This window comes from Micromonospora sp. NPDC050495 (assembly GCF_040655175.1).
GTDB lineage: Bacteria > Actinomycetota > Actinomycetes > Mycobacteriales > Micromonosporaceae > Micromonospora.
Window position 1 is genome coordinate 354,300 of the sequence record NZ_JBFAJK010000001.1, and the last position, 23,885, is coordinate 378,184.

Here is a 23,885-nt window from a genome sequence, read left to right on the forward strand (position 1 = left end):
GGTGGACGGGCCGCTGGACGACCTCAGCGCAGCGCGGCGACCGAGAAGAGCGCGCCCTGCGGGTCGCGGAGCGCCGCGCTGCGCCCGGCCGGGTTGTCCCGGGGCGGGACCAGGATCGTGCCGCCCAGCTCGGCGGCGCGCGCCGCGGTGGCGTCCACGTCCGCGACCGCGAAATAGACCGACCAGTACGCGGGCAGATCCTCCGGCAGCTTCTCCAGCTGCGGCATCATCCCGGCCACGATCCGGGCGCCGCAGCGCCAACCGGTGTACGGCATCGGGCCGGGTGCCCGCTCCTCCGGGTGCCAGCCGAACACCAGGCCGTAGAAGTCCTTGGCCCGCTCCGGGTCCGGGGTGACCAGCTCGTTCCAGCACATCGACCCGGGCTCGTTGAACAGCTCCGCGCCGCGCATCGCCATCGGCTGCCAGACGCTGAACACCGCGCCGGCCGGGTCGGCGAGGACCGCCATCCGGCCCTGGTCGAAGACGTCGAACGGGGCGACCACCACCTGACCGCCGGCCGCCTCCACCCGGGTCGCCACCAGGTCCGCGTCGTCGGTCGCCACGTACGTCGACCAGATCGGCACCTGGCCCGGCGTGGCCGGCGGGCCGGCTCCGGCGACCGCCCGCCCGTCCTTGCGGAAGACGGTGTAGCCGCCGGCCGCGGGCTCCGGGGAGACCTGCCCGGTCCAGCCGAAGAGCTGCGGGTAGAACTCCTTCGCCGCGGCCAGCCCGGGGGTGGCCAGGTCGACCCAGCAGGGCGTGCCGGGCTCGACGCCGTTCACGCGGTCCCCTCTCGCCGGGGGCGGCCCCGACGGCACGCCCTGCCGGCATCGTGGCACCGTCCCCCGGCCCACCGGGGCGGAATCGGACAGATCGTCAGCTGAAGCGGCGCCCCTCGTCCCGCCGGTACGCCCAGGCGGCGACGGCGGCGAGCAGCACGATCCAGACGCCGAGCATGACCATGGAGAGGGTGCTCGGCCGCCAGTCGGTGACCGCCGCCCACATCAGCTCGACCGCTCCCCGGGTGGGGAGGTAGGGGGCGATCGCCTGGACGAAGCCGGGGGCGTCGCTCGGGCCGGAGAGCAGCCCGCCACCGAAGGCGAGCGGGAAGAAGATCAGCTGGGCGACCACGATCGCCGCCCGGCTGGGCAGCGAGTAGCCGATGGCCAGGCCGAGCAGGGTGAACGGCACCGAGATCACGCCGACCCCGACGGCGCCGAGCAGGAACTGCACGGGCGTGACCCGGGCGGCCGTGGCCACCGCCGCGATCACCACCACCGGAAGCATGGAGAGGTAGGTGATGGCCAGCCCGGCCAGGATGCGGCCGGCGAAGCGCGGCCCGGGCCCGGCCGGCAGGGTCCGGGTGTACGGGTTCCACGGCTGGTCGCGGTCCTCGGCGACGCCGATCCCGTACTGGAAGATGTTGGCGCTCATCACCGCGAAGGTCACCATGGCGGCGGTGGCGTAGGTGGCGCCCTCGGCGTCGTCCCCGGCGAACGGCACCACGAAGAAGAGCATCGCGGCGGCCGGGAAGAAGGCGCTGCCGAAGATCGCGACCGGAATCCGGATGATCTCCAGCAGTTGGTAGCGGGCGTGGATCAGGGCGAGCGGCATGGCGGGCTCCTAGACGGTCGGGACGGCGGGCCGGTCGCCGGTGGTGATGGCCAGGAACGCCTCCTCCAGCGAGGTGGGCCGGACCTCCAGGTCCCGGAACGCCGCCCCGGCGGTGACCAGGTCCCGGACGAGCTGGTCGGCGTCGGTGGTGAGCAGGTGGGTACGCCCGTCGGCCTGCTCGGTGGCCACCACGCCGGGCAGCGCCGGCAGGTCGTCGGCGACCAGGCTGACCCGGCGTACGCCGACGATGCCGCGGATCGCCGGCACGGTGTCGTCGGCCAGCACCCGACCCTGGCCGATCACCACGACCCGCTGGGCGAGCGCCTCCACCTCCTCCAGGTAGTGGCTGCTCAGCAGCACGGTGCCGCCGTCGGAGTGGAAGGAGCGGATGGCCTCCCAGAGGGTGTGCCGGGCCGTCACGTCCAGCCCGGTGGTGGGCTCGTCGAGGACGACCAGCCGGGGACGGCCGAGGAAGGCGAGGGCCACCGCGAGCCGGCGGCGCTGCCCACCGGAGAGGCCGCCGGTCTGCCGGCGGACCTGGTCGGCGAGGCCGAACCGGTCGAGCAGCTCGTCCCGGGGGACCGGGTCGGGGAAGTGGGCCGCGACGAAGTCGACCACCTCGCCGACCCGCAGCGTGCCGGGGAGCCCGGTCTCCTGCGGGGTCACCCCGAGCTGCCGCCGGCTGGCCGCGGCGCGCGGGTCGCCGCCGAAGAGCTCGACCCGGCCGCCGGTGGGCCGGCGCAGCCCGACCAGCAGGTTGATCAGGGTGCTCTTGCCGGCGCCGTTCGGGCCGAGCAGCCCGACCAGCTCGCCGGTGTGGACGGTCAGGTCGACCCGGTCCAGTGCCAGCACGTCGCCGTAGCGGCGGCTGACCTGGTCGGCGCGGGCCAGGATCATGGTCAGACTCCTCGGGGTTGCGGTCCCGGTCGGTGATGCGTCCCTGTGTACCGTGTCCGGTCCACGCCCGCTGCCCCGCGCGGCCGCGCGACGTGATCCCCTACTGTGATAGTCCGCGCCCCGCGGTGACGCCGCGGCAGGCGGCTGCCGACAGGACACTGGGGAGGGTCCGTGACGAGTCCGAACAAGAACCTGGACGTACAACCGGAGGCGCTGGTCGCCTTCGCCGCCACCTCCAGGGGACGGGCGACCCAGTTCAGCGAGCTGCGCCAGCGGTTCCACGACGGGCACGTGCCCCGGCACGCCTTCGGCATCATGCCGGCGTCGTTCAGCCTCGCCGCCGCGTACGCCGAGCAGTTCGAGGCGTGCCTGACCGGGCTCGCCGAGGGCGCCGAGGTGATGGCGGACATCGCCGAGGGGATCAGCGACACGGCCGACGCGTACACCGGCACCGACCTGGCCACCAACGACATGTTCGCGCCGGGCGCCTGAGGGGGACGCATGAGCACCGAGGCGTTGCAGCGCAACAAGACCTACTTCGAGCAGATCGTGTTGGGCACCCCCGACCCGTTCAAGCCGCTTTCCGAGGCTGTGCTCTGGCCGTTCAACGAGTTGCTGGAGCTGGTCGCCGGGGAGCCGGACGACCTGATGCGCGCGGCCCAGCTCGCCCTGACCACCGGCGAGGCGGTACGCCAGATCGCCGGTGAGCAGACCGCCGACCGGGCCCGGCTGCGCAGCGCCTGGGAGGGCGACGCGGCGGACAAGTTCCACGCCTCGATGGAGGCCGTGGAGGAGGCGATCGAGGAGCTGGCCAAGGGGCTGGACGGCACCAAGGAGGTGCTGGTCGACGCCGCGAACGCGGCCGTCGAGGCGTTCAACCTGCTGGTCGAGCTGATCCTGGAGTTCCTGCTCTGGTTCCTGACCGAGGTGATCATCGCGGCGGTGGCCGCCGTGCTCAGCGCCGGCGTGACCCTGGCCGCCACGGTGGTCCGGGTGCTGGCCCGGCTGGCCACCACGGTCGGCCGGATGGTCAAGATCGTGGCCCGGTTCGCGGAGATCCTCACCAAGCTGGTCACCAAGCTGGAGAAGGTCGCGGAGCTGCTGACCAAGTACCGCAAGCTGGTGATGGAGCTGCGCAAGGCCAAGAAGGCGTACCGGGCGTGGAACAAGTCCGGCTACACCCGGGAGGCGTTGGAGTTCAAGCTGAAGCGGGCCGCGATCCTCTTCCCCGGCAAGTTCGCCATCAACCACACCTCGCCGGTGAACATCCCCGGCATCGGCGGCGCCCTGCTCGACACCGGGGTCGGCATGTACGACGTCGCCGACGGGCACAAGGACCGCAACTATCTGGTGGACGGCACCTACTCCGAAGACCTGGGCCCGTACACCCGGGGCGTGCAGAACGTCTTCGACTCGATCGTGAACTGAGAGGCAGTGATGACCTTCCCCGCCCTGGACCGGCTCGAGGCGCTGGCCCGCAACCTGGACGGCTGGCAGCGCGAGCTCGGCGCGCGGATGGCCGAGCTGGAGCAGAGCAGCGCCGAGGGGGTGAGCGACTCCGGCCTGGTCACGGTGACCGCGGCGGCCGACGGCAAGATCCTCTCCACCGAGCTGAACGCGCGGGCCATGCGGCTCGACTCGTACACCCTGGCCGAGGAGTTCACCGCCGCCGCGAACCGCGCCCAGGAGGCCGCCGCCGCCCGGGTCCGGGAGATCGTCGGCGAGGTGATGGGCAACGCCCCGGCCGCGGAGCGCCGCACCGACGACGACTACGGCTACGACCGATACTGAGCCGATGGACCAGAGCGGATACCTCGACCTGCTCGCCCGGCTCGCCGAGCCGGGCGAGCGGGTGCTCGCCCACGCCCAGGCGGAGGTCGGCGGCGGCCTGACGCCCGCACCTCCGCCCGACGAGACGGTCGCGCCCACGCCGAGCCGGGTCACCGTCTCCTCGGTGCTGCTCAACGTGCTCGCGCCGCTGGCCACCTGGGACCGGGGCGACCGGCTGGTGGACCTGATCGGCTGGGGGATCGCCGGCCGGGGCGCGCCCGGCTCGGCCGCGTCCCGGCTGCACCGGGCCGTCAACCCGGCCCGGCCGGACGGGAAGGTGCGGCACACCCTGCTCGCCGTCACCGACCGGCGGCTGCTGGTCTGCGTCACCGGCCCGGTGAAGCTGCTGTCCAGCCGAGAGGACGACGAGCGGGCGCTGGCCGAGACCCGGGTGGTCTGGGCCGCCCCGCGCGCCGAGGTGGCCTCGGCCCGGGTGGGCTGGCACCGGCTCAACCCGAAGCGGTTGAAGGTCACCTTCACCGACGGGTCCTGGCTGGCCTTCACCGTGCCGATCGCCGAGTCGGGCCGGCCGCTGCGCGCGATCGCCGCCGCGCTCACCGGCTGAACCCGCCCCTCGCGGGACCGGGGTCAGCTGGTCAGCGGGGTGGGGAGCGGGTCGTGGTGCAGCACGGCGAGCCGGGACACGGCCCGGGTCAGCACCACGTACAGCCGGTGCAGGCCGCGCGGCTCGGCCGCCACGATCGCGGCCGGCTCGACGACCACCACGTGGTCGTACTCCAAGCCCTTGACCAGGGTGGCCGGGACCAGGGTGACCCGGGTGGCGGCCTCGACGTCGTCGGCGCTCCCGGTCGGCACGCCCGCGTCGGCGAGGGCCGCGCGGAGCCGCTCCACCGTGTCGTCGGCGGCGATCACGCCGACCGAGCCGTCGTGCGCCAGCGCCGCGCGCACCTCGGCCACCGTGGCCGCGGTCAGGTCGTCGACGGTACGCACGGCCAGCGTCCCGTCGCGGCGCAGCGACTCTGCCGGGGGCACGTCGACGGCGAGCGCCGGCAGCAGCCGGTTGGCGAAGGCGACCACCACCGCCGGCACCCGGAAGCCGATGCTGAGCGGCACCACGGCGGCGTCGGGCTTGCCCAGGTGGGTCAGGGACTCTCGCCAGTCGGTGGCCGCCCACGGCGCGGTGCCCTGGGCCAGGTCCCCGAGCAGGGTGATCGAGCCGTGCTCGCTGCGCCGGGCGATGGCCCGGCACTGCATCGGGGAGAGATCCTGCGCCTCGTCGACCACCACGTGCCCGAAGCCCGGCAGCCGTTCCAGCAGCCCGGTGACCTCGTCGAGGAGCACCGCGTCGGCGGCCGTCCAGCGGGTCGCCTTCGGGGTACGCCCGAGCCGGCCCGACCGGAGCAGTTCCTGCTCCCCGGCGGTGAGCAGCCCGTCGGCGGCCGCGGCGAGCGCCTCGGCGTCGGTGAGCAGCCGGTGCAGCAGCCCTTCCGGGGTGAGCGCGGGCCAGACCGCGTCGAGGTACTCGGTGACCGGTTTCGCCTTCGCCATCCGGCGGAGCCAGGCGTCGCTGGGTGATTCCGCCCGGCGCGCCTCGGCCTGGCGTTGCAGCAGTCCCACCACCCGGGCCCGGACCCGGTCCCGGCCGATCGCGTAGGGCAGTCCCTCGCGGCGGGTCTCCTCGACGACGCGGTGCAGCGGGTCGAGCCCGATCCGCCAGCGGAACGAGCCGTCCGACACCATGATCGGCTCGGTCGGCGTACCGATGTGCGCCTCGACGGCCCGGCGCAGCACCTCGGCCATCCGCACGTCGTGCTTGACCACGGCGACGGCCGGGTCGTCGACCGCGCGGACCGGCACCCGGGCGGCCAGGTCCTCCACGGTGGCCTGCTCGACCTCGACCTCGCCGAGCGCGGGCAGCACCGCCGCGATGTACGACAGGAACGCCCGGTTCGGCCCGACGATCAGGACACCGGACCGGCGCAGCCGCTCCCGGTACAGGTAGAGCAGGTACGCGGCGCGGTGCAGGCCGACCGCCGTCTTGCCGGTGCCCGGCGCGCCCTGTACGCAGATCGAGGCGGCCAGGTCGGCCCGGACCAGCTCGTCCTGCTCGGGCTGGATGGTGGCGACGATGTCCCGCATCGGGCCGACGCGGGGGCGTTCGATCTCGGCGGTGAGGATCCGGCTGGCCGTGCCCAGTTCCTCGCCGCGGTCCAGGTGCTCGTCCTCGAAGCTGGTGAGCACACCGGAGCTGAACCCGAACCGGCGCCGGACGGCGACGCCCTGCGGGTCGCGGGCGCTGGCCCGGTAGAACGACCGGGAGACGGGGGCCCGCCAGTCCAGCACCAGCGGCTCGCCGAGGTCGTCGGTGACGTGCCGGCGTCCCACGTGGTAGTCGCGCCCGGCGTGGTCCGGGTCCAGGTCGCCGAAGTCGAGGCGGCCGAAGAAGAGGGGGGTGCTCGGGTCGTCGGCCAGCTCCTTGACCCGCCGGGCCATGTGCCGGCCGAGCTGTTCGGCGGTGTACGCGTCGCCGGCGACCTTGTCGCCGGTGGCGAAGAGGGATTCGGCGCGCTCGCGCATCCGGCGCAAGGCCGCGCGGGACGCCTCCAGGTGGGCGCGTTCGGCGTCGAGTTCGTCGTCGAGGGTCTGTTCTCGGGCGTGCAGGGTCATCCACGTACTCCTCGTCACGGGAAAAACGCTGCCGCTCGCGTTTCCGACCTGGGGCCGGCGCGGGGACGTCCTGTGCGGTGCTACTCACCACGGCCGTCGGGCGGGACAGAGCAGCTTACTCCGGCCGGGTCGGCGGGCAACCGAATTTCGCCCGGCCGCCTGTGCGGGCGGAATTTCGCCCGGCCGCCCGCGGGGCGGAATCATGGGGGCATGACCGAGGAGCACCCCGAGCAGCGCCGGGTGACGATCAGCGATCCGCAGGTGATGCGGGCGCTCGCGCATCCGGCCCGCATGGCGATCATGGAACATCTCGGCTCGCTGGAGGGCGGCGCGACCGCGACCGAGTGCGCCGAGATCGCCGGCCTGTCGCCGAGCGCCACCAGCTACCACCTGCGGGAGTTGGCGAAATTCGGGCTGATCCAGGAGGCCCCGAGCCGGGGCGACGCCCGGGAGCGGGTCTGGCAGGCGTTCAGCCCGTCGTACTACGTGGAGACGGGTCAGGACGCCGATTCCGAGGCCCGGGCCGCCGAGCTGAACCTGGTCGACGTCCACCTCGCGCGGGACAGCCAGCGCGTCCGGGAGTGGATCCGCCGGGCGCCGGACGAGCCGCGCGAGTGGTACCAGGCGGCCTGGTTCAGCGACACCCTGCTGTTGCTCACGGCCGAGGAGTTGGCCGCGCTGAACGTGGCGGTGCACGGGCTGCTGGACCCGTACCGGCGGCGGCTGCGGACCGACCCGCCGGAGGGGGCGCGGACGGTCGCGGTGCAGTACCGGGCGCTGCCCCTGGACTGAGCGCGGGGATTGACAAACAGGTGTGAAGGATTATCTTCGAAGTATGTCCTTCACATCTGGTCGGTCGCGCTGGTCCGACATCTGGCTCGTCACCGCCGCCCGGGGCATCTCCACCTGCGGGGACTTCCTGGCCGCCAGTGCCCTGGCGCTGGCCCTCCAGTCCGCCGGCGCGAGCGGGCTCGCCGTCTCCGGGCTGATGCTCGCCGCCACCGTGCCGCTCGCGGTGCTCGCCCCGCTGACCGGCCGGCTCGCCGACCGGGTGGACAGCCGCCTGCTGCTGGTGCTCACCGGGCTCGGGCAGGCCGCGATCTGCCTGGCGCTCGCGTACGCCGGCCAGCCGGCCCTGATCATCGCGCTGGTGGCGGCCCTCGCCGCCGGCCTCGCGATCACCCAGCCGGTGCTCTCCGCGCTGGTGCCGACCATGGTCCGCGCCGACGACCTGCCCCGGGCCAGCGCGCTCAACCAGACCGCCGGCACCCTCGGCGCGCTGGCCGGGCCGGCGCTCGCCGGGTTGCTGGTCGGCGGCTTCGGCGCCCGGCTGCCCCTGCTGCTCGACGCCGGCAGCTACCTCGCGTTGGTCGCGGCCGGACTGCTCATCCGGACCCGGCGGGGTGGCCGGCGACCGGCCCCGGCGACGGTTCCCGGGCCGGCCCGCGACCTCCCGGCCCGCGACCTGCCGGCCCGCGACCTCCCGGCCCCCGCCTGGCGGCTGCGCCGGGACCCGCTGCTGGTCGCGATGATCACGACCCTCGCCGGGGTGATCGGCGCGGTCGGCGCGATCAACGTGGTCGAGGTCTTCTTCATCCGCGAGACCCTGGGCAGCTCCACCACGATGTACGGCCTGGTCACCGGCTCCTGGACGCTCGGCATCCTGATCGGGTCCTGGGTGTTCGCCCGGCTGGCCCGGCGGCTGGTCGACGACGGTCGGATGCTGGTCGGCTACCTCGCCCTGCTCGGCGGGTGCTGCCTGATGATCCTGCTCTCCGCCGCGGTACCCGCCGCCCTCCTGCTGGTGCCCGTCTGGCTGCTCGGCGGGGTGGGCAACGGCGGGGCCAACGTCTTCGACAACGTGTTGCTGGCCCGGCGGGTGCCCGAGGCCGCCCGGGGCCGCGCGTACGCCGCACTGGGCGCCTCCGTCCAGGGCGCCGCCATGGTCGGCTACCTGCTCGGTGGCCTGCTGCTCGCGGTGGCCGCCCCCCGGGTCCTGGTCGCCGCCTGCGGGGTGGCCGGGCTGCTGGTGATCATGCTGGTCGCGCTCCCGGTCACCCGGGCCGTCCGGGCCGAGCGCGCGGCCGCCGCCACCCGTCCCACCCCGGCCGCCGACCCGGCGGCGTCCGTGCCGGCCGCAGACCCTGCGGCGTCCGCCCCGGGTGCCGGCCCGGCGGTGACCGGCGCGGAGGCGGCCCGGCCCGGTGCGGAGTTGGCCACTCCGACCCCCTCCCACTGAGCCGGCCGCGGCGGGCGGGGATACGGTCGGGGCATGGCCGACCGCATCGCCCGCCCCCGTGTGGGGCACATCCAGTTCCTGAACTGCCTGCCGATCTACTGGGGGCTGATGCGGTCCGGCGCGCTGATCGACGTCGACCTGCACAAGGACTCGCCGGACCGGTTGAACGCCGCGCTGGTCGCCGGTGACCTGGACATCGGCCCGATCTCGCTGGTGGAGTACCTGCGGCACGCCGACGAGCTGCTGCTCCTGCCGGACCTCGCGGTCGGCAGCGACGGCCCGGTGCTCTCGGTCAACGTGGTCTCCACCCGGCCGCTGACGGAGCTGGACGGCGCCCGGGTGGCGCTCGGCTCCACCTCGCGTACCGGGGTGCTGCTCGCCCAGCTCCTGCTGGCCGAGCGGTACGGGGTCCGCCCGGAGTACTTCCGCTGCCCGCCGGACCTGACCCAGATGCTGCTGGAGGCCGACGCCGGCGTGGTGATCGGCGACGTGGCGCTGCGGGCCCTCTACGAGGCGCCGCGCAAGGGCCTGGCGGTGACCGACCTCGGGCAGGCCTGGCGGGAATGGACCGGGTTGCCGATGGTCTTCGCCGTCTGGGCGGTCCGCCGCGACTTCGCCGCCGCGCACCCGGGCCTGGTCAAGGAGGTGCACGAGGCGTTCCTGCGCTCGCGTGACCTCTGCCTGGCCGAGCTGGACCAGGTGGCCGAGGCGGGGGCCCGCTGGGAGCCGTTCGACGCGGCGACCCTGGCCACCTACTTCCGTACCCTCGACTTCTCGCTGGGCGACCGGCAGGTGGCCGGCCTGCGCGAGTTCGCCCGCCGCGCGGCCGCGACCGGTGAGGCGCCCGCCCTGCCCGAGGGCGGACCGCACTTCTTCCAGGGCTGAGCCCCGACCCCGCGACGACGAAGCGGCGGTGCCCCGGCGGACCGGGGCACCGCCGCTTCGCGCAGCGGAGGGATCAGTTGGCGTCGCGGAGCAGCGCCTCGGTGATGCGTTCGCAGGCCTTCATGCCGTACTCCCAGCCGCCCGTGGTGCCGAACGGGGTGCGGACCATCACGCCCATCGTCCAGGTGTCGCCGATGGCCAGGCAGTTGACGTGGTACTCCCGCTCCTTCTGCCGGTCGATCCAGCCGTTCTTGATCGCGATCTGCTTCTGCTCGGCGGCCGGGAACGCCTTGCGGATGCCGAAGTCGCCGACGCCACGGACCAGCCGCATCTCGTTGATCAGCCACTTGGTCCACTTCGACCCGGCCGCCCGGCCGTCGTCGATGCAGAGGCCGAGCCGCGCGGTGTCCCGGGGCGACAGCAGCGTCCGGCTCCAGCCGCCGTCGCTGGCGACCTTGCTGTCGGTCAGCTTGCAGATCGAGATCAGCCGCTTGATCGAGGCCGAGCCGCCCACACTCTCGTAGAACTGCTGGGCCCGGGTGTTGTCGCTGTCCCGGATGATCTGCGTGGCGTCGGCCAGCTTGGCGTCGCTCGGGGTCCGACCCGCCTCGGCGCTGCGGCGCAGGTAGTCGGCGACCACCCAGGATTTGATCAGCGAGGCGGTGGTGCTGGTCTCGGCCATGTTCTCCGAACCGATGATCTTTCCGGTCCGCTTGTCCAGCACGGCCCAGGAGTACCAACCCTTGATCCCGAGGCCGTCGAGATCCTGGGCCTGGAACGGCAACGGCTCCAGCGACGGCGAGGGCGACGGCTGGGCCCGGGTGCTCCGGTTCACCGGCGCGCCGGTGGAGCGGCCGTCCGCCGTGCCGGTGTGCGAGGTGGGGGTCGGGCGGAACGGCGAGCCGGGCACGAACCGCAGCGAGACCAGGACCAGCCCGACCAGGATGACGGCGACGGCGCTGTACGCCAGCGGACGGCGGTCGCTGCCCGGCCGGCGGCGGGTGCCCGCCATCAGAGCTTCCCGACCGGCTGCTGCGGCACCTTGAGGGCGGCGCCCGGCTGCGGGGTCACCAGCTGGGTGGCCACGCTGGCGCAGACCTTCGCGCCGTACGAGGGGGTCCTCGGGTCACCGGCGGGGGGATAGCGCATCATCACCGCCAGGGTCCAGTCGGGGGTGACCGCGAGGCAGTTGACGTGCCACTGGCCGTCGTCCCAGAGCATGGTGAAGCCGTTCTTGATGCTCACCGGGCCCTGCGTCGTGATCGAGTCGGGCAGGCCGTCGATGATGCCCCAGTGCCCGCCCTGCACGGTCACGGACTTCTGGTCCTTGACGCCGCCCCGCACGTGGGCCATCTCGTTCAACACCCACTTCGTCCACTTCGGCCCGGCGGCGGTGCCGTCGCCGATGCAGTCGCCCATCCGCACCGCGTCGCGCGGCGACATCTGGGTGTACGCCCACTTGGCCCGGTCGGGATAAATCTTCGTGTCGGTCAGCTTGCACATCTTGATCAGCCGGTCGAGCACCGGCTTGCGCCCGCCGGCGTTGTAGAGCGCCTCGGCCGAGTTGTCGTTGCTGTCCCGGATGGCGGTGACGGCCTGCTGCCGGCGCTGCGCGGTGAGCGCCTTGCCGCCGAGCCCGCGGAGGTAGTCGGAGACGATCCAGGCCTTGATCATCGACTCGGTCGAGTTGGTCGCGGCCATGTTCCGGGCACCGCTGATCTTGCCGGTCTTCCGGTCCATCAACGCCCAGGAGAAGAACCTGCCCTTGAAGTTCACCGAAACCGGGCCGGCGGCCAGGGTCGGCGCGGGGGGAGTCGTGGGGGCGGGCGCGGGAACCTGCGCCACACCGCCGCCGATACCGCCGATGCCGCCCAGCCGGTCGCCGCCGGAGAGCTTCGCGTACGCGGCGGGCACCAGCATGACGCCACCGATGAGCACTGCCACGACGGCGAGCACCATGGCCACGCGAGGTCGCATGAGTGGGTGAACTCCAGATCTAGGGCCGGGGGGGACCGGCTGTTCCGAATGGGTACGGCCTGATCGCCGAGGCCGGGGGAGGTGGCCTGGGGCTGGTGGCGATCGTCAGCAGCCGATCGGTGTGCCGGGGGAAGTCTACTTCCGGACCGGCCCCACGCCAGGTTCCGACAACCGGCGACTCGCTAGGAAGGCGGGACAATAGACCGTTATGCACTGCTTGGGAGGATTCATCTTCCGCGCGTGTTCGATGTCACACGTTTACGCAGCTCGGAGATGCCGACTGCAATCCGTAACCGGTGGCTGTGGAACGCCCGAAAGCTATTACACCCTCTGGTGTCATCGACGGCGAGCTGTAACACTGGCCTCATGTATGGCAACGACTTCGCCCCGCCCGAGGACGGTCCGGGCGGTGGCCTGCTCGGTGAGGTGGAGGCGGCCGAGGCGGCGCTGCGCGAGGCGGCGACCCGGGCCCGGCGCGGCGGCCCCGCCGGCGACGAGGACCTCGCGGGGTACTTCGCCGGCGTGATCGACGCCGACCAGAAGATCGAACCGCGGGACTGGATGCCCGAGGCGTACCGGAAGACGCTGATCCGGCAGATCGCCCAGCACGCCCACTCCGAGATCATCGGCATGCAGCCGGAGGGGAACTGGATCAGCCGGGCCCCGTCGCTCAAGCGCAAGGCGATCCTGCTCGCCAAGGTGCAGGACGAGGCCGGCCACGGGCTCTACCTCTACGCCGCCGCGGAGACCCTCGGCGTGAGCCGCGACGAGCTGGTCGAGCTGCTGCTCAACGGCCGGCAGAAGTACAGCTCGATCTTCAACTACCCGACCCTGACCTGGGCCGACGTGGGCGCGATCGGTTGGCTGGTCGACGGCGCGGCGATCGTCAACCAGGTGCCGCTGTGCCGCTGCTCCTACGGCCCGTACGCCCGGGCGATGATCCGGGTCTGCAAGGAGGAGTCGTTCCACCAGCGCCAGGGCTACGAGATCCTGCACACCCTGGCCCACGGCACCCCCGGGCAGAAGGCGATGGCCCAGGACGCGGTGGACCGCTGGTGGTACCCGTCACTGGCGATGTTCGGCCCGCCGGACGGAGACTCGACGCACAGCGCGCAGTCGATGGCCTGGAAGATCAAGCGGTTCTCCAACGACGAGCTGCGGCAGCGCTTCGTGGACATGTGCGTCCAGCAGGCGGAGATCCTCGGCCTGACCCTCCCCGACCCGGACCTGCGCTGGAACGAGCAGCGCCAGTCCTACGACTACACCCAGCCCGACTACGACGAGCTGCTGCGGGTGATCAAGGGCAACGGGCCGTGCAACCGGCAGCGGATGGAGCACCGGCGCCGCGCCCACGACGAGGGCGCCTGGGTGCGGGAGGCCGCCGCGGCGTACGCGGCGAAGCAGAACAGCAGGGAGATGGTGGCGGCGTGAGCGAGCGCACCGAGCGAACCGATCGGCTCAGCGCGAGGGATCATTCGCCTTTGTGGGAGGTCTTCGTGCGGGCCCGGCGCGGCCTGTCGCACACCCACGTCGGCAGCCTGCACGCCCCCGACGCCGAACTGGCCCTGCGCAACGCCCGCGACCTCTACACCCGCCGGCAGGAGGGCGTCTCCATCTGGGTGGTGCCGGCGAGCGCGATCACCGCGTCCAGCCCGGACGAGAAGGACGCCTTCTTCGACCCGGCCGCCGACAAGGTCTACCGCCACCCCACCTTCTACCCGGTGCCGGACGGGGTGGCCCACCTGTGAGCGCGAGGAGTGAGCCGGTTTTGCGAGCCCCGCAGTCGGGAACGAAGACTGGCCCTGTGACCAGCCTCGTCGACTTCACCCTCGCCCTCGGCGACGACGCGCTGATCGCGGCGCAGCGGCTCGGCGAGTGGACCTCCCGGGCGCCGGAGATGGAGGAGGACGTCGCGCTGGCTAACATCGCCCTCGACCAGCTCGGTGCCGCCCGCCTGCTGCTCAGCTACGCCGGTGAGCTGGAGGGCGCCGGCCGGGACGAGGACGCGCTGGCGTACCTCCGCGACGACCGGGAGTTCCGCAACTGCCTCCTGGTCGAGCTGCCCAACGGCGACTTCGGCGTCACCATGGCCAAGCTGTTCTTCCTGGCCGCCTACCAGCTTCCGCTCTACACCGCGCTGGCCGGCTGCGCCGACGAGCGGCTGGCCGCCATCGGCGCGAAGGCGCGCAAGGAGTCGGCGTACCACCTGGATCACGCCGCGCTCTGGGTGAGGCGGCTCGGCGACGGCACCGAGGAGTCGCACCGGCGCATGCAGGACGCGGTCGACCAGGTCTGGCCGTACACCCATGAGCTGTTCACGCCGGCCGCGGCGGCGCCGGTCGACCCGGCCACCCTCCGGGCCGACTTCGACGCCCGGGTCCGCGACGTGCTCGACCAGGCCACCCTGACCCGCCCCGCCGACGGCTGGACGCCCGGCGGCGGCCGCGACGGCCTGCACACCGAGCACCTCTCCTACCTGCTCGCCGAGATGCAGGTGCTGCACCGCGCCCACCCCGGAGCGAAGTGGTGAGTGACCCCAGGGCGGCCGTGGCGGCGGTGGTGGATCCGGAGATCCGGGTCATCACCATCGACGAGCTGGGCATCCTGCGGTCGGTCGACGAGGACCCGGAGACCGGCCGGCTCGTCGTCACCATCACCCCCACCTACACCGGCTGCCCGGCGATGGACGTGATCCGGGCCGACATCCGGCGCGCGCTCGCCGCCGCCGGGCACCCGGGCGCCGAGGTCCGCACGGTCTACAGCCCGGCGTGGAGCACCGACTGGATCTCCGAGCGCGGGCGGGCCAAGCTCGCCGCCGCCGGGATCGCCCCGCCCGCGCCGGCCCCGAGCGGCGGCACCGTGGTGCCGCTGACCCTCGCCGTGCGCTGCCCGCGCTGCGGCTCCCCCGAGACCGAGCAGGTCAGCCGCTTCGGCTCCACCGCCTGCAAGGCCCTCTGGCGCTGCCGCGCCTGCTCCGAACCCTTCGACCACCTGAAGGCGCTGTGACTGTCACGATCACCCGGCCGGTCCGCCGCCGGCCGGTCTTCCACCCGTTGCCCGTCGCCGCCGTCGACCGGCTCACCGACGACGCCGTGGCGGTCACCTTCGCCGTCCCCGAGGAGTTGCGGGAGACCTTCGCCTTCTCCGCCGGCCAGCACCTGACCGTCCGGCGCGTCGCCGGCGACGGGCTCACCGGCGCCGCCGGTACCGGCGGGGCGGAGGTGCGCCGGTCGTACTCGATCTGCTCGACCCCGGACGAGCTGGCCCGGCACGGCCGGCTGCGGATCGGGGTGCGGGAGGTGCCCGGCGGCGCCTTCTCCGCGTACGCCTGCGGCGCCCTGCGCGGCGGCGACACCGTCGAGGTGCTCCCCCCGCTGGGGCACTTCACCACGGCCTTCGCGCCGGACCGGGCCCGCCGCTACGGCGCGGTGGTCGCCGGCTCCGGCATCACCCCGGTGCTCGCGCTGGTCGCGACCGCGCTGGCCGTCGAGCCGGCCAGCACCTTCACCCTGGTGTACGGCAACCGGACGGCGAACACCGTGATGTTCGCCGAGGAGCTGGCCGACCTCAAGGACCGCTACCCGACCCGGCTGCACCTGGTGCACGTGCTCTCCCGCGAGATGGGCGAGTCGGCGCTGCTCTCCGGCCGGATCGACGCCGACCGGCTGACCCGGCTGCTGGACACCATCGTCCCCGGCGACGCCATCGAGGAGTGGTTCCTCTGCGGCCCGTACGGGATGGTGGTGGATGCCAAGGCGGTGCTGGCCGGTCGCGGCGTGCCGGACGCGGCGGTGCACACCGAGCTGTTCCACGTCGACGCCCCGCCGGAGCCGGTCCGCCGCCCGGCCGACGAGCCCGGCACCGGCGCCGAGGTCACCATCGTGCTGGACGGGCGGTCGTCGAGCTTCACCATGGGGCGGGACGAGCGGGTGCTGGACGCCGCCCTGAAGGTGCGCGGCGAGCTGCCGTACGCCTGCAAGGGCGGGGTCTGCTCGACCTGCAAGGCCAAGGTCGTCGCGGGCGAGGTGACGATGGCCCGCAACTACGCCCTGGAGCCGGACGAGCTGGCCGCCGGGTACGTGCTGACCTGCCAGTCCAGCCCGGTGACCGACAAGCTCACGGTCGACTACGACGCCTGAGCCACGCCTCCCGCCCCTCCCCCGCAGCGAACGGGGCGGGACGACTTCGCCGCCTACGAACCTGATGTCGCAAACGACTCACCGCCGTCCGGGGCGCGGGGCGGCACCCGCCGAGGGCTGAGTCGCTCACGTCATCACGTTCACAGCGTCGGAGAAGGCGGGCGGCTTTCCGCAACCCGCCGTCCCCCGCGTCCCCGTCAGCCGTTCTCGCCGAGGCAGAGCACCAGCTCGGTCGAGTCGCGCTGCTCGGTGTAGCTGGCCACGGTGCCCGCGAACTGGGCGCACCGGGCGTCGTCGGTGCTGTCCTCGACCTTGCCGACCACCACGTAGGTGGCGGCCGGGTCGCCGCAGTCGACGACGCTGACATCGGGGCTGGTGTTCGGGCCCTCGGCGCTGACGCAGTCGCCGACATCGGCGTAGGACGGGTCCGTGGCGACGCCCCAGGCGATCAGGCCGGCGATCGCCACGGGAATGACGAGACCGAGCGCCGCGGCCCGCTGGAACACGGGCTTGCCGGGCGCCGCGGGTGTGCCTGGCGCACCCGGTACGGGCTCGCCGAGGCGGCCGAGCCGGACCCGGGTGATGAGGTTCCCGAGCAGGACCAGCGGGCTGATGATCAGGGAGAGGAAGCCCCACCAGCCCTGCCAGAGCGTCTTGGCGCTCATGTCCCGGCAGATCGCGATGCCGCAGGATCGACAGAACGGGCCGTGCTGGGTGAGCACGCGCATGAAGATGATGAAGCCCTGGTGCCCGTGCAGCGAGGCCTTGATAGCCGGGAGCGATCCGCAGAAGCGGCAGGTGAGGGCGGTGGTAGCGGGTCCGGCCGGCGCCGGTGGCGCGTGCGGGACCGGCGGGGGGTTGGTGAAGGGGGCGGTCACGACTCTTCCTTGATCGAAGTCTGCGAGCACCGCACGATAAGCCAAGATCGGCGGATTCGTTGCCCCGCCGACGCGATCCGTAGGACAAACCGTTCTACACTTGTCCCGTGGAGCAGATCGCGGTCCGGGAACTGAACCAGCACACGAGCCGGGTGCTGGCACGGGTGCGTGCGGGCGAGACGGTTGAGGTGACCGATCGCGGAGAGCCGGTCGCCCGGCTCGTCCCGGTGCTGGCCGGCGACGCGCTCCTCGGCCGCTTGGTCGCGGAGGGACGGGCGACGGCACCGACTGCGGCCGGGCCGATTCCGATGCCTCCGGTGCTCGGCGATCCCGCCGTGGACGTCGCGGCTGTCCTCGCCGGCGCGCGGGACGAGGAGCGCTGGTGATCTACCTCGACTCGGCGGCGGTCATCAAGATGCTCCGGCGCGAGGCGGAGACGCCGGAGCTGATCGGTTGGCTCAACGACCATGCCGGAGCACCCCTTGTCTCGTCGGCTCTGGTCGAGGTCGAGGTGCCGCGAGCGTTGCGTCGGGCCGCGCCGCAGGCGCTGGCCGGCGTCCCGTCGGTGCTGGGACGGCTCTACCGGGTGGAGATCGACGCGACGGTCCGGGCGGCGGCCAGCACGTACGCCGAACCGCTGCTGCGCAGCCTGGACGCCATCCACCTCGCCACGGCGGAGAATCTGGCTCGCCAGGCAGGCACCGACTTCGTCGCGTTCGTCACCTACGATCGGCGACTGCTGGACGCCGCCAAGGCGGTCGGCCTCGCGGTGGCCAGCCCAGGGATGAACTGACCCGGGCGGAGGCGTCACAGCGGCGAACACCCGCGGCCGGGTCGGCGTCACAGCGGCGTACCCTCGGAGGCGTGACGGTGAGCCGGGAGATCGACGACATCCTGCAGCGCGGCGCGGACGGCGGGCGGATCACGCCCGAGGAGGCCCTGCTGCTCTACACCGAGGCGCCCTTGCACGCGCTGGGCGAGGCGGCGGACGCGGTGCGCCGGCGGCGCTACCCGGACAACATCGTCACGTACCTGATCGATCGCAACATCAACTACACGAACGTCTGCGTGACGGCGTGCAAGTTCTGCGCGTTCTACCGGGCCCCGAAGCACAAGGAGGGCTGGACCCACCCGACCGAGGAGATCCTGCGCCGCTGCGGCGAGGCGGTCGAGCTGGGCGCCACCCAGGTCATGCTCCAGGGCGGCCACCACCCGGACTACGGCGTCGAGTACTACGAGGAGCTGTTCTCCGCGGTCAAGACGGCGTACCCGCAGCTCGCCATCCACTCGATCGGCCCGAGCGAGATCCTGCACATGGCCAAGGTCTCCGGGGTGAGCCTGGACGAGGCGATCGCCCGGATCAAGGCCGCCGGGCTGGACTCCATCGCCGGGGCCGGCGCCGAGATGCTGCCGGACCGGCCGCGCCGGGCGATCGCGCCGCTCAAGGAGTCGGGCGCGCGCTGGCTGGAGGTCATGGAGCTGGCGCACCGGCAGGGCCTCGAGTCCACCGCGACCATGATGATGGGCACCGGCGAGACCAACGCCGAGCGGATCGAGCACCTGCGGATGATCCGGGACGTGCAGGACCGTACGGGCGGCTTCCGGGCCTTCATCCCGTGGACGTACCAGCCGGAGAACAACCACCTCAAGGGCCGCACCCAGGCGACCACCCTGGAGTACCTGCGGCTGGTCGCGGTGGCCCGGCTCTTCTTCGAGACGGTGCCGCACCTGCAGGCGTCCTGGCTGACCACCGGCAAGGACGTCGGGCAGCTCGCCCTGCACATGGGCGTGGACGACCTGGGCTCGATCATGCTGGAGGAGAACGTGATCTCCTCGGCCGGCGCCCGGCACCGGTCGAACCTGCACGAGCTGATCGGCATGATCCGTACCGCCGACCGGATCCCCGCCCAGCGGGACACCCTCTACAACCGGCTCGCGGTGCACCGGACCCCGGCCGACGACCCGAGCGACGACCGGGTGGTCTCGCACTTCTCCTCGATCGCCCTGCCCGGCGGTGGGGCCGGGAAGTCGGTGCCGCTGGTCGAGGTCAACTGACCGGGTCCATCGGCCGAACGGCCAGCTCACGGCGGGCCCACCCACCGGGCAGATAACAGGACGGCGGCGACCCGCGCGACCGGGGACCGCGCGGCGGCTCCGGCAGCTACGCTGTCGATCGTTCGTTCGCTGACCTCGTCCTCCATCGGCCCGCGAGGGGCCGTTCACATAACGCACGGCAGCAGGGGCGGGATGGTTCTACCATCCCGCCCCTGCTGTCTGTCCGGTCTGCTCAGGACGGACGAGATGCATCGACGATGCTGGCGTGTCGTGACGTCGCTCCGGTAGCGTCCGTGCGTTCCGCAACGTTCGTCAGTTCCCTACCCCGGGGGATCCATGACCATCGCGCACCGTTCGATACTCGCCCGCGCCGGCACGGTGGCCGTGCTGGCCGCGGGTGCGCTGGCCGCCGTCGCCGCGCCGGCACACGCGTCCGACCAGGCCGAGATCGCACTCGCCCCGATCAGCTCCCGGCTCGCCAAGGGCGTCGAGGAGGCGAGGGCCAAGCCCTTCAAGTTCACCGTCACCAACTCCGGGCCCGGCACCGCCCGGAACGTCCACTATCGGCTGAACGCCGCCGAGCTGAACCCGACGCGGGTCGGCTGGGTCGTCCCGGTCGGCTGCCGGCTGCTCACACCGAACCTCTACGACTGCCCGCTCGGCGACCTGCCCGCCGGCACCACCCAGGACTTCGGGGTGCCGCTGTTCAGCACCGGCGACCGGGGCGACGGCGGCACGCTCGTCGTCGGGATCAGCAGCGACAACTGGGAGCGCGATCCGGCCGACGTGGTCGAGGTGCCGGTCACCGTGACCCGGCGCGGCTACGACCTCACCACCTGGGTGCAGGACGTCTACGCCAACGTGCGGGTGGACGGCGCCCAGGAGAAGGAGACGGATCTCCGCCCGGTGCGGCCGGGCGGCACCGCACCGCTGGATTGGGCCGTCTACAACCACGGCAGCCGCAAGGCGACCGGCATCTTCTACGGCATCACGCTGCCCGCCGGGGTCACCTTCGACCGGCTGCCCGGTAGCTGCTCCGCCCAGGTGATCAACGGCCTCGCCCAGGCGCTGTGCCAGGACGACGGTGCGGTGATCAGGCCGGGGCAGTACTACACCGACGAGGTGTGGGTGAAGGTTGCCGAGGACGTCACCGAGCCGGTGCTGCGTCCCGGTGACATCTTCGGGTACGGCCTGGACGAGGCGACCGGTGAGCCGGAGGAGGAGGCGCGGGCGGCCGACGCGCGCCAGCAGCGGACGTTCACCGAGACCGACGAGCCCGACAACCACACCATCTTCGACGTCTTCGTCGACCTGTCCACGGAGCCCTCCCCGACTCCGACCCCGACGCCCAGCGCGACTCCGACGGCCGAGCCGAGCCCGAGCGGCAGCGCGAACCCGAGCGGCACGCCGACCGCCGGTGACGGCGCGGGCGGCGGTGCCGGTGGTGGCGACGGTGGCCTGCCGGTGACCGGCGTCCAGGTTGGCCTGATCGGCGGGATCGGCGTCGCCGTCCTGGTCGCCGGTGGGCTGCTGCTGATGCTGGGCCGCCGCCGCAAGGTGGTGCTCGTCACGCCGACCGACGAGACGGACGGCGACTGATCGACCGGTACGCGACGGGGCGGGGTGGGCGACCATCCCGCCCCGTGCGCGTACCCGGCAGGAGCCGCGCGCGGGCCGGCTGGCAGAGTGGAGGGGTGAGCCGTACCCCGCAGGGCCAGCGCGCCAGCCTGGAGAAGCAGCCGCACGAGGTCGCCGCGATGTTCGACGGCGTGGCGGCCCGTTACGACCTGACCAACACCGTGCTCTCCTTCGGACAGGACCGGTTCTGGCGGCGGGCCACCCGGGCGGCGCTCGGACTGCGTCCGGGCGAGCGGGTGCTGGACGTGGGCGCGGGCACCGGCGTCTCGACCGAGGAACTGGCCCACTCCGGGGCGTACGCGGTCGGCGCCGACCTGTCGTTGGGCATGCTGCACGCCGGCAAGCGGACCCGGCCGGGCGTGCCGTTGCTGGCCGGGGACGCCCTGCGGCTGCCCTTCGCCGACGCCAGCTTCGACGCGGTGACCATCTCGTTCGCCCTGCGCAACGTGAACGACACCGACGCGGCGCTGCGCGAGCTGGCCCGGGTGACGAGGCCGGGCGGCCGGCTGGTGGTCTGCGAGTTCAGCACCCCGGTCAACCCGGCCTTCCGCACGGTCTACCTGTCGTACCTGATGCGGTCGCTGCCGGCGGTGGCGCGGGCGGTCTCCAGCAACCCGGACGCGTACGTCTACCTGGCCGAGTCGATCCGGGCCTGGCCGGACCAGCCGGCCCTGGCGGCGCGGATCGGCGGGGCCGGCTGGAGCCGGGTGGCGTGGCGGAACCTGACCGGCGGCGTGGTGGCGCTGCACCGGGCCGTCCGCGACTGAGCGCGCCGTCCGACTCGCCGCGCCGTCCAGGACTGACCGCGACGTCCAGGACTGAGCGCGCCGTCCAGGACTGACCGCGGTCGGACGAACCCGTCAGACGGGCAAGTTTCGTGAATGTCGGACTTTCGTCTACTTTGACCCGTAGGCTTGTGCCATGACGGGACCGGAGCAGGCGGCCACCGACGACGACGCCGCCGAACTCATCGCCCAGCTCAAGGAGCTGGCCGGTGCGGATCCGGCGGACGTCCGGCAGGTGGTCGCCGAGGTGCTGGCCGCGCTGGACCGGGCGGCCGGCGGCGCGCTGCGCGAGCACCTGCCCGAGACGATCCGGCTGGACGCCGGCCTCGGACCGGCCCGTTCGGCCCGCTCCTGACCAGCGCCGGGAGCCGTTCCGGCCGACTTTCGCCAAGTTAGGCCCCCCTCAGCGCGTTCCGGTGTAACCCCGGTCATAGACTCCAACCCGATCGGCTTGTGAACCATTTCACGAGCATGCGGGAGGAGGCGCGGATGACCGCGGTGGAGAACGACGCCGACGTCATCGTCGTGGGCGCCGGTCCCGGCGGATCGGCGACGGCGTACCACCTGGCGCGGCACGGCGTACGCGTGCTGCTGCTGGAGAAGACCGAGTTTCCCCGGGAGAAGGTCTGCGGTGACGGCCTGACCCCCCGGGCCGTGCGGCAGCTCATCCGGATGGGCGTGGACACCTCGCCCGAGGCCGGCTGGCTGCAGAACAAGGGCCTGCGGGTGATCGGCGGCGGGATACGCCTCGAACTGGACTGGCCCGACCTCGCCAGCTTCCCCAACTACGGCCTGGTCCGCACCCGGCTCGACTTCGACGACCTGCTCGCCCAGCGGGCCGTCGCCGCCGGGGCGAAGCTGCGGACCAGCGTGAACGTGCTCGGCCCGGTGCTCGACGCCGACGACCGGGTGATCGGCGTGCAGGCCGAGGTGGGTCCGGACAATGAGCCGGCCACCTTCCACGCCCCGCTGGTGGTCGCCGCGGACGGCGTCTCCGGTCGGTTCCCGCTCGCCCTCGGGCTGGCCAAGCGGGAGGACCGGCCGATCGGCGTGGCGGTGCGCCGCTACTACCGCTCGCCCGCCAAGCACGACGACGACTATCTGGAGTCGTGGCTGGAACTGCGGGCCAAGGGCAGCGACGCGCTGCTGCCCGGGTACGGCTGGATCTTCGGCCTCGGCGACGGCCGGGTGAACGTCGGCCTGGGCGTGCTCAACTCCTCCGCCGCCTTCGGCAAGACCAACTACCGGCGGCTGCTCACCGACTGGCTGGCCAACACCCCCGAGGACTGGGGGATGACCGACGAGACCAACGCGGAGGGGCCGATCCTCGGCGCCGCGCTGCCGATGGGCTTCAACCGGGTCCCGCACTACACCCGTGGGGTGCTGCTGGTCGGCGACTCCGGCGGCATGGTCAACCCGTTCAACGGCGAGGGCATCGCGTACGCCATGGAGTCCGGTGAGCTGGCCGCCGAGGTGGCCGTGCAGGCGCTGGCCCGGCCGGCCGGCGCCGACCGGGAGCGGGCGCTGCTGGCGTACCCGCAGGAGCTGAAGGCCCGCTTCGGCGGCTACTACCGGCTCGGCGGGATCTTCGTGAAGCTGATCGGCCGGCCGGAGATCATGCGGCTGGCCACCAAGCACGGCATGCCGCACCCGATGCTGATGCGCTTCGTGCTCAAGCTGCTGGCCAACCTGACCGACCCCCGGGGCGGGGACGCGATGGACCGGGTCATCAACGCGATGACGAAGGTGGCGCCAGCCGTGTAGCGCGAGGAGTGAGCGTGCGAGCCCCGCAGTCGCGGAACGTGAGCCGGCGCCGTCCAGGACCACCCGTACCCGCAACCGCGGGGCCGGGAACGGACGGAGATCGACCCCGCCGGCCGAGGTCGTGAGGGACGTGAATAGTGTGATTTTCGGCAACCACCGAGGTCAGGGAAGGACGAGCAGGAGACTACGATGACGCTCTCGCCTTACGCACCGATCATCGGGCTGTTCGCCCTCGCCGCGGGGTTCTCGCTGTTCTCCGTGGCCGCCGCCCGATTCGCCGGCCCCCGACGCCTGAACAAGGCCAAGCTCGAGGCGTACGAGTGCGGCATCGAGCCGAGCCCGCAGCCCGTCGGCGGCGGCCGGTTCCCGATCAAGTTCTACCTGACGGCGATGCTCTTCATCGTCTTCGACATCGAGATCATCTTCCTCTACCCCTGGGCCGTCTCCTTCGACGCCCTGCCGATCTTCGGCTTCGTGGAGATGGTCCTGTTCATCGTCGCGGTCTTCGTCGCCTACGCCTACGTCTGGCGGCGCGGCGGCCTGGACTGGGACTGAG

General features: G+C 72.8%; 27 protein-coding genes. 20 read left to right on the top strand and 7 right to left on the bottom strand.

Annotated features, from left to right (window positions below; translation table 11 throughout):
- Positions 1-23: 23 nt before the first annotated feature.
- The 3 genes from AB0I11_RS01740 to AB0I11_RS01750 form a co-directional block, all read right to left on the bottom strand.
- Positions 24-782: a VOC family protein gene (locus AB0I11_RS01740; RefSeq protein ID WP_357308986.1), complete on the bottom strand. Its 759-nt coding sequence runs from the start codon at positions 780-782 to the stop codon at positions 24-26.
- Between the two features lie 94 nt (positions 783-876).
- Positions 877-1,614, bottom strand: a complete 738-nt coding sequence (locus AB0I11_RS01745) for an ABC transporter permease (protein WP_357308989.1) — start codon at positions 1,612-1,614, stop codon at positions 877-879.
- 9 nt (positions 1,615-1,623) lie between these two features.
- The gene (locus AB0I11_RS01750; RefSeq protein ID WP_357308992.1) at positions 1,624-2,511 is read right to left on the bottom strand and encodes an ABC transporter ATP-binding protein; all 888 of its coding nucleotides are present in this window, start codon (positions 2,509-2,511) and stop codon (positions 1,624-1,626) included.
- Positions 2,512-2,682: 171 nt separating this feature from the next.
- Here AB0I11_RS01750 and AB0I11_RS01755 point away from each other — a divergent pair, with 171 nt between their 5' ends.
- Genes AB0I11_RS01755 through AB0I11_RS01770 form a run of 4 tightly spaced genes read left to right on the top strand, consistent with a single transcriptional unit; the run spans position 2,683 to position 4,906 of the window.
- Positions 2,683-3,003, top strand: a complete 321-nt coding sequence (locus tag AB0I11_RS01755) for a hypothetical protein (protein ID WP_046569164.1) — start codon at positions 2,683-2,685, stop codon at positions 3,001-3,003.
- A 9-nt stretch (positions 3,004-3,012) separates the two neighbouring features.
- Complete coding sequence (locus tag AB0I11_RS01760) at positions 3,013-3,939, top strand: WXG100 family type VII secretion target (RefSeq protein ID WP_357308996.1); 927 nt, start codon at positions 3,013-3,015, stop codon at positions 3,937-3,939.
- Between the two features lie 9 nt (positions 3,940-3,948).
- A complete protein-coding gene (locus AB0I11_RS01765) occupies positions 3,949-4,302 on the top strand; it encodes a YbaB/EbfC family nucleoid-associated protein (RefSeq protein ID WP_357308999.1) in 354 nt (117 codons plus the stop codon).
- Between the two features lie 4 nt (positions 4,303-4,306).
- The gene (locus AB0I11_RS01770; RefSeq protein ID WP_357309002.1) at positions 4,307-4,906 is read left to right on the top strand and encodes a hypothetical protein; all 600 of its coding nucleotides are present in this window, start codon (positions 4,307-4,309) and stop codon (positions 4,904-4,906) included.
- A 23-nt stretch (positions 4,907-4,929) separates the two neighbouring features.
- Here AB0I11_RS01770 and AB0I11_RS01775 read toward each other — a convergent pair whose 3' ends face one another.
- Complete coding sequence (locus AB0I11_RS01775; protein ID WP_357309005.1) at positions 4,930-6,969, bottom strand: AAA family ATPase; 2,040 nt, start codon at positions 6,967-6,969, stop codon at positions 4,930-4,932.
- Between the two features lie 210 nt (positions 6,970-7,179).
- On the opposite strand from AB0I11_RS01775, the gene AB0I11_RS01780 reads away from it, so the two are divergent.
- The 3 genes from AB0I11_RS01780 to AB0I11_RS01790 are packed head-to-tail and all read left to right on the top strand — an operon-like array spanning position 7,180 to position 10,093.
- Positions 7,180-7,761, top strand: a complete 582-nt coding sequence (locus AB0I11_RS01780; RefSeq protein WP_357309008.1) for a winged helix-turn-helix domain-containing protein — start codon at positions 7,180-7,182, stop codon at positions 7,759-7,761.
- Between the two features lie 43 nt (positions 7,762-7,804).
- Positions 7,805-9,208: an MFS transporter gene (locus AB0I11_RS01785; protein ID WP_357309011.1), complete on the top strand. Its 1,404-nt coding sequence runs from the start codon at positions 7,805-7,807 to the stop codon at positions 9,206-9,208.
- Between the two features lie 33 nt (positions 9,209-9,241).
- Positions 9,242-10,093: a menaquinone biosynthesis protein gene (locus tag AB0I11_RS01790; RefSeq protein ID WP_357309014.1), complete on the top strand. Its 852-nt coding sequence runs from the start codon at positions 9,242-9,244 to the stop codon at positions 10,091-10,093.
- Between the two features lie 73 nt (positions 10,094-10,166).
- Here AB0I11_RS01790 and AB0I11_RS01795 read toward each other — a convergent pair whose 3' ends face one another.
- Complete coding sequence (locus AB0I11_RS01795; protein ID WP_357309017.1) at positions 10,167-11,105, bottom strand: hypothetical protein; 939 nt, start codon at positions 11,103-11,105, stop codon at positions 10,167-10,169.
- Positions 11,105-12,070, bottom strand: a complete 966-nt coding sequence (locus AB0I11_RS01800; protein WP_357309020.1) for a hypothetical protein — start codon at positions 12,068-12,070, stop codon at positions 11,105-11,107. Before AB0I11_RS01800 ends, AB0I11_RS01795 begins: the two co-directional genes overlap by 1 nt.
- Before the next feature lie 366 nt (positions 12,071-12,436).
- Between AB0I11_RS01800 and paaA the strand changes: the two genes are divergently transcribed.
- Genes paaA through paaE form a run of 5 tightly spaced genes read left to right on the top strand, consistent with a single transcriptional unit; the run spans position 12,437 to position 16,209 of the window.
- Complete coding sequence (gene paaA, locus AB0I11_RS01805; protein ID WP_357309023.1) at positions 12,437-13,501, top strand: 1,2-phenylacetyl-CoA epoxidase subunit PaaA; 1,065 nt, start codon at positions 12,437-12,439, stop codon at positions 13,499-13,501.
- Positions 13,498-13,818: a 1,2-phenylacetyl-CoA epoxidase subunit PaaB gene (gene paaB, locus AB0I11_RS01810; RefSeq protein ID WP_357309026.1), complete on the top strand. Its 321-nt coding sequence runs from the start codon at positions 13,498-13,500 to the stop codon at positions 13,816-13,818. The genes paaA and paaB overlap by 4 nt, the downstream gene beginning before the upstream one ends.
- Positions 13,819-13,874: 56 nt before the next feature.
- Complete coding sequence (paaC, locus tag AB0I11_RS01815; RefSeq protein WP_357309029.1) at positions 13,875-14,600, top strand: 1,2-phenylacetyl-CoA epoxidase subunit PaaC; 726 nt, start codon at positions 13,875-13,877, stop codon at positions 14,598-14,600.
- Positions 14,597-15,076 (top strand): 1,2-phenylacetyl-CoA epoxidase subunit PaaD, encoded by a 480-nt coding sequence (gene paaD, locus AB0I11_RS01820; protein ID WP_357309032.1) that lies wholly within the window; start codon positions 14,597-14,599, stop codon positions 15,074-15,076. The genes paaC and paaD overlap by 4 nt, the downstream gene beginning before the upstream one ends.
- Complete coding sequence (gene paaE, locus AB0I11_RS01825; protein WP_357309035.1) at positions 15,073-16,209, top strand: 1,2-phenylacetyl-CoA epoxidase subunit PaaE; 1,137 nt, start codon at positions 15,073-15,075, stop codon at positions 16,207-16,209. The genes paaD and paaE overlap by 4 nt, the downstream gene beginning before the upstream one ends.
- Before the next feature lie 197 nt (positions 16,210-16,406).
- Here the strand turns inward: paaE and AB0I11_RS01830 are convergent, their stop codons facing one another.
- On the bottom strand, positions 16,407-17,087 hold the full coding sequence (locus tag AB0I11_RS01830; protein WP_357309039.1) for a hypothetical protein: 681 nt from the start codon (positions 17,085-17,087) through the stop codon (positions 16,407-16,409).
- Between the two features lie 107 nt (positions 17,088-17,194).
- Here AB0I11_RS01830 and AB0I11_RS01835 point away from each other — a divergent pair, with 107 nt between their 5' ends.
- From AB0I11_RS01835 to AB0I11_RS01870, 8 genes are all read left to right on the top strand, one after another.
- Positions 17,195-17,473, top strand: coding sequence for a type II toxin-antitoxin system prevent-host-death family antitoxin (locus AB0I11_RS01835; protein WP_357309042.1), 279 nt, complete (start codon positions 17,195-17,197; stop codon positions 17,471-17,473).
- Positions 17,470-17,880 (top strand): type II toxin-antitoxin system VapC family toxin, encoded by a 411-nt coding sequence (locus AB0I11_RS01840; RefSeq protein ID WP_357309045.1) that lies wholly within the window; start codon positions 17,470-17,472, stop codon positions 17,878-17,880. Before AB0I11_RS01835 ends, AB0I11_RS01840 begins: the two co-directional genes overlap by 4 nt.
- Before the next feature lie 71 nt (positions 17,881-17,951).
- Positions 17,952-19,142 (top strand): cyclic dehypoxanthinyl futalosine synthase, encoded by a 1,191-nt coding sequence (gene mqnC / locus AB0I11_RS01845; protein ID WP_357309048.1) that lies wholly within the window; start codon positions 17,952-17,954, stop codon positions 19,140-19,142.
- A gap of 336 nt (positions 19,143-19,478) precedes the next feature.
- Positions 19,479-20,741, top strand: a complete 1,263-nt coding sequence (locus AB0I11_RS01850; protein WP_357309051.1) for a cell wall anchor protein — start codon at positions 19,479-19,481, stop codon at positions 20,739-20,741.
- Between the two features lie 95 nt (positions 20,742-20,836).
- Positions 20,837-21,547 (top strand): demethylmenaquinone methyltransferase, encoded by a 711-nt coding sequence (locus AB0I11_RS01855; RefSeq protein WP_357309054.1) that lies wholly within the window; start codon positions 20,837-20,839, stop codon positions 21,545-21,547.
- A gap of 154 nt (positions 21,548-21,701) precedes the next feature.
- Positions 21,702-21,920, top strand: coding sequence for a hypothetical protein (locus AB0I11_RS01860; RefSeq protein ID WP_357309057.1), 219 nt, complete (start codon positions 21,702-21,704; stop codon positions 21,918-21,920).
- Positions 21,921-22,054: 134 nt separating this feature from the next.
- Positions 22,055-23,329, top strand: a complete 1,275-nt coding sequence (locus AB0I11_RS01865; protein WP_357309059.1) for a geranylgeranyl reductase family protein — start codon at positions 22,055-22,057, stop codon at positions 23,327-23,329.
- Between the two features lie 189 nt (positions 23,330-23,518).
- The gene (locus AB0I11_RS01870) at positions 23,519-23,884 is read left to right on the top strand and encodes an NADH-quinone oxidoreductase subunit A (protein ID WP_091668660.1); all 366 of its coding nucleotides are present in this window, start codon (positions 23,519-23,521) and stop codon (positions 23,882-23,884) included.
- The last annotated feature ends 1 nt before the right edge of the window (position 23,885 follow it).

Excerpts from the sequence above, each read along its gene's own strand:
- AB0I11_RS01850 (WP_357309051.1), top strand. The coding sequence starts at position 19,479 with ATGACCATCGCGCACCGTTCGATACTCGCCCGCGCCGGCACGGTGGCC.
- AB0I11_RS01870 (WP_091668660.1), top strand. The coding sequence starts at position 23,519 with ATGACGCTCTCGCCTTACGCACCGATCATCGGGCTGTTCGCCCTCGCC.
- AB0I11_RS01765 (WP_357308999.1), top strand. The coding sequence starts at position 3,949 with ATGACCTTCCCCGCCCTGGACCGGCTCGAGGCGCTGGCCCGCAACCTG.
- AB0I11_RS01775 (WP_357309005.1), bottom strand. The coding sequence starts at position 6,969 with ATGACCCTGCACGCCCGAGAACAGACCCTCGACGACGAACTCGACGCC.
- AB0I11_RS01770 (WP_357309002.1), top strand. The coding sequence starts at position 4,307 with ATGGACCAGAGCGGATACCTCGACCTGCTCGCCCGGCTCGCCGAGCCG.
- AB0I11_RS01780 (WP_357309008.1), top strand. The coding sequence starts at position 7,180 with ATGACCGAGGAGCACCCCGAGCAGCGCCGGGTGACGATCAGCGATCCG.
- AB0I11_RS01745 (WP_357308989.1), bottom strand. The coding sequence starts at position 1,614 with ATGCCGCTCGCCCTGATCCACGCCCGCTACCAACTGCTGGAGATCATC.
- AB0I11_RS01795 (WP_357309017.1), bottom strand. The coding sequence starts at position 11,105 with ATGGCGGGCACCCGCCGCCGGCCGGGCAGCGACCGCCGTCCGCTGGCG.
- AB0I11_RS01785 (WP_357309011.1), top strand. The coding sequence starts at position 7,805 with ATGTCCTTCACATCTGGTCGGTCGCGCTGGTCCGACATCTGGCTCGTC.
- AB0I11_RS01750 (WP_357308992.1), bottom strand. The coding sequence starts at position 2,511 with ATGATCCTGGCCCGCGCCGACCAGGTCAGCCGCCGCTACGGCGACGTG.
- AB0I11_RS01860 (WP_357309057.1), top strand. The coding sequence starts at position 21,702 with ATGACGGGACCGGAGCAGGCGGCCACCGACGACGACGCCGCCGAACTC.
- paaA (WP_357309023.1), top strand. The coding sequence starts at position 12,437 with ATGTATGGCAACGACTTCGCCCCGCCCGAGGACGGTCCGGGCGGTGGC.
- AB0I11_RS01760 (WP_357308996.1), top strand. The coding sequence starts at position 3,013 with ATGAGCACCGAGGCGTTGCAGCGCAACAAGACCTACTTCGAGCAGATC.
- AB0I11_RS01790 (WP_357309014.1), top strand. The coding sequence starts at position 9,242 with ATGGCCGACCGCATCGCCCGCCCCCGTGTGGGGCACATCCAGTTCCTG.
- AB0I11_RS01865 (WP_357309059.1), top strand. The coding sequence starts at position 22,055 with ATGACCGCGGTGGAGAACGACGCCGACGTCATCGTCGTGGGCGCCGGT.
- AB0I11_RS01800 (WP_357309020.1), bottom strand. The coding sequence starts at position 12,070 with ATGCGACCTCGCGTGGCCATGGTGCTCGCCGTCGTGGCAGTGCTCATC.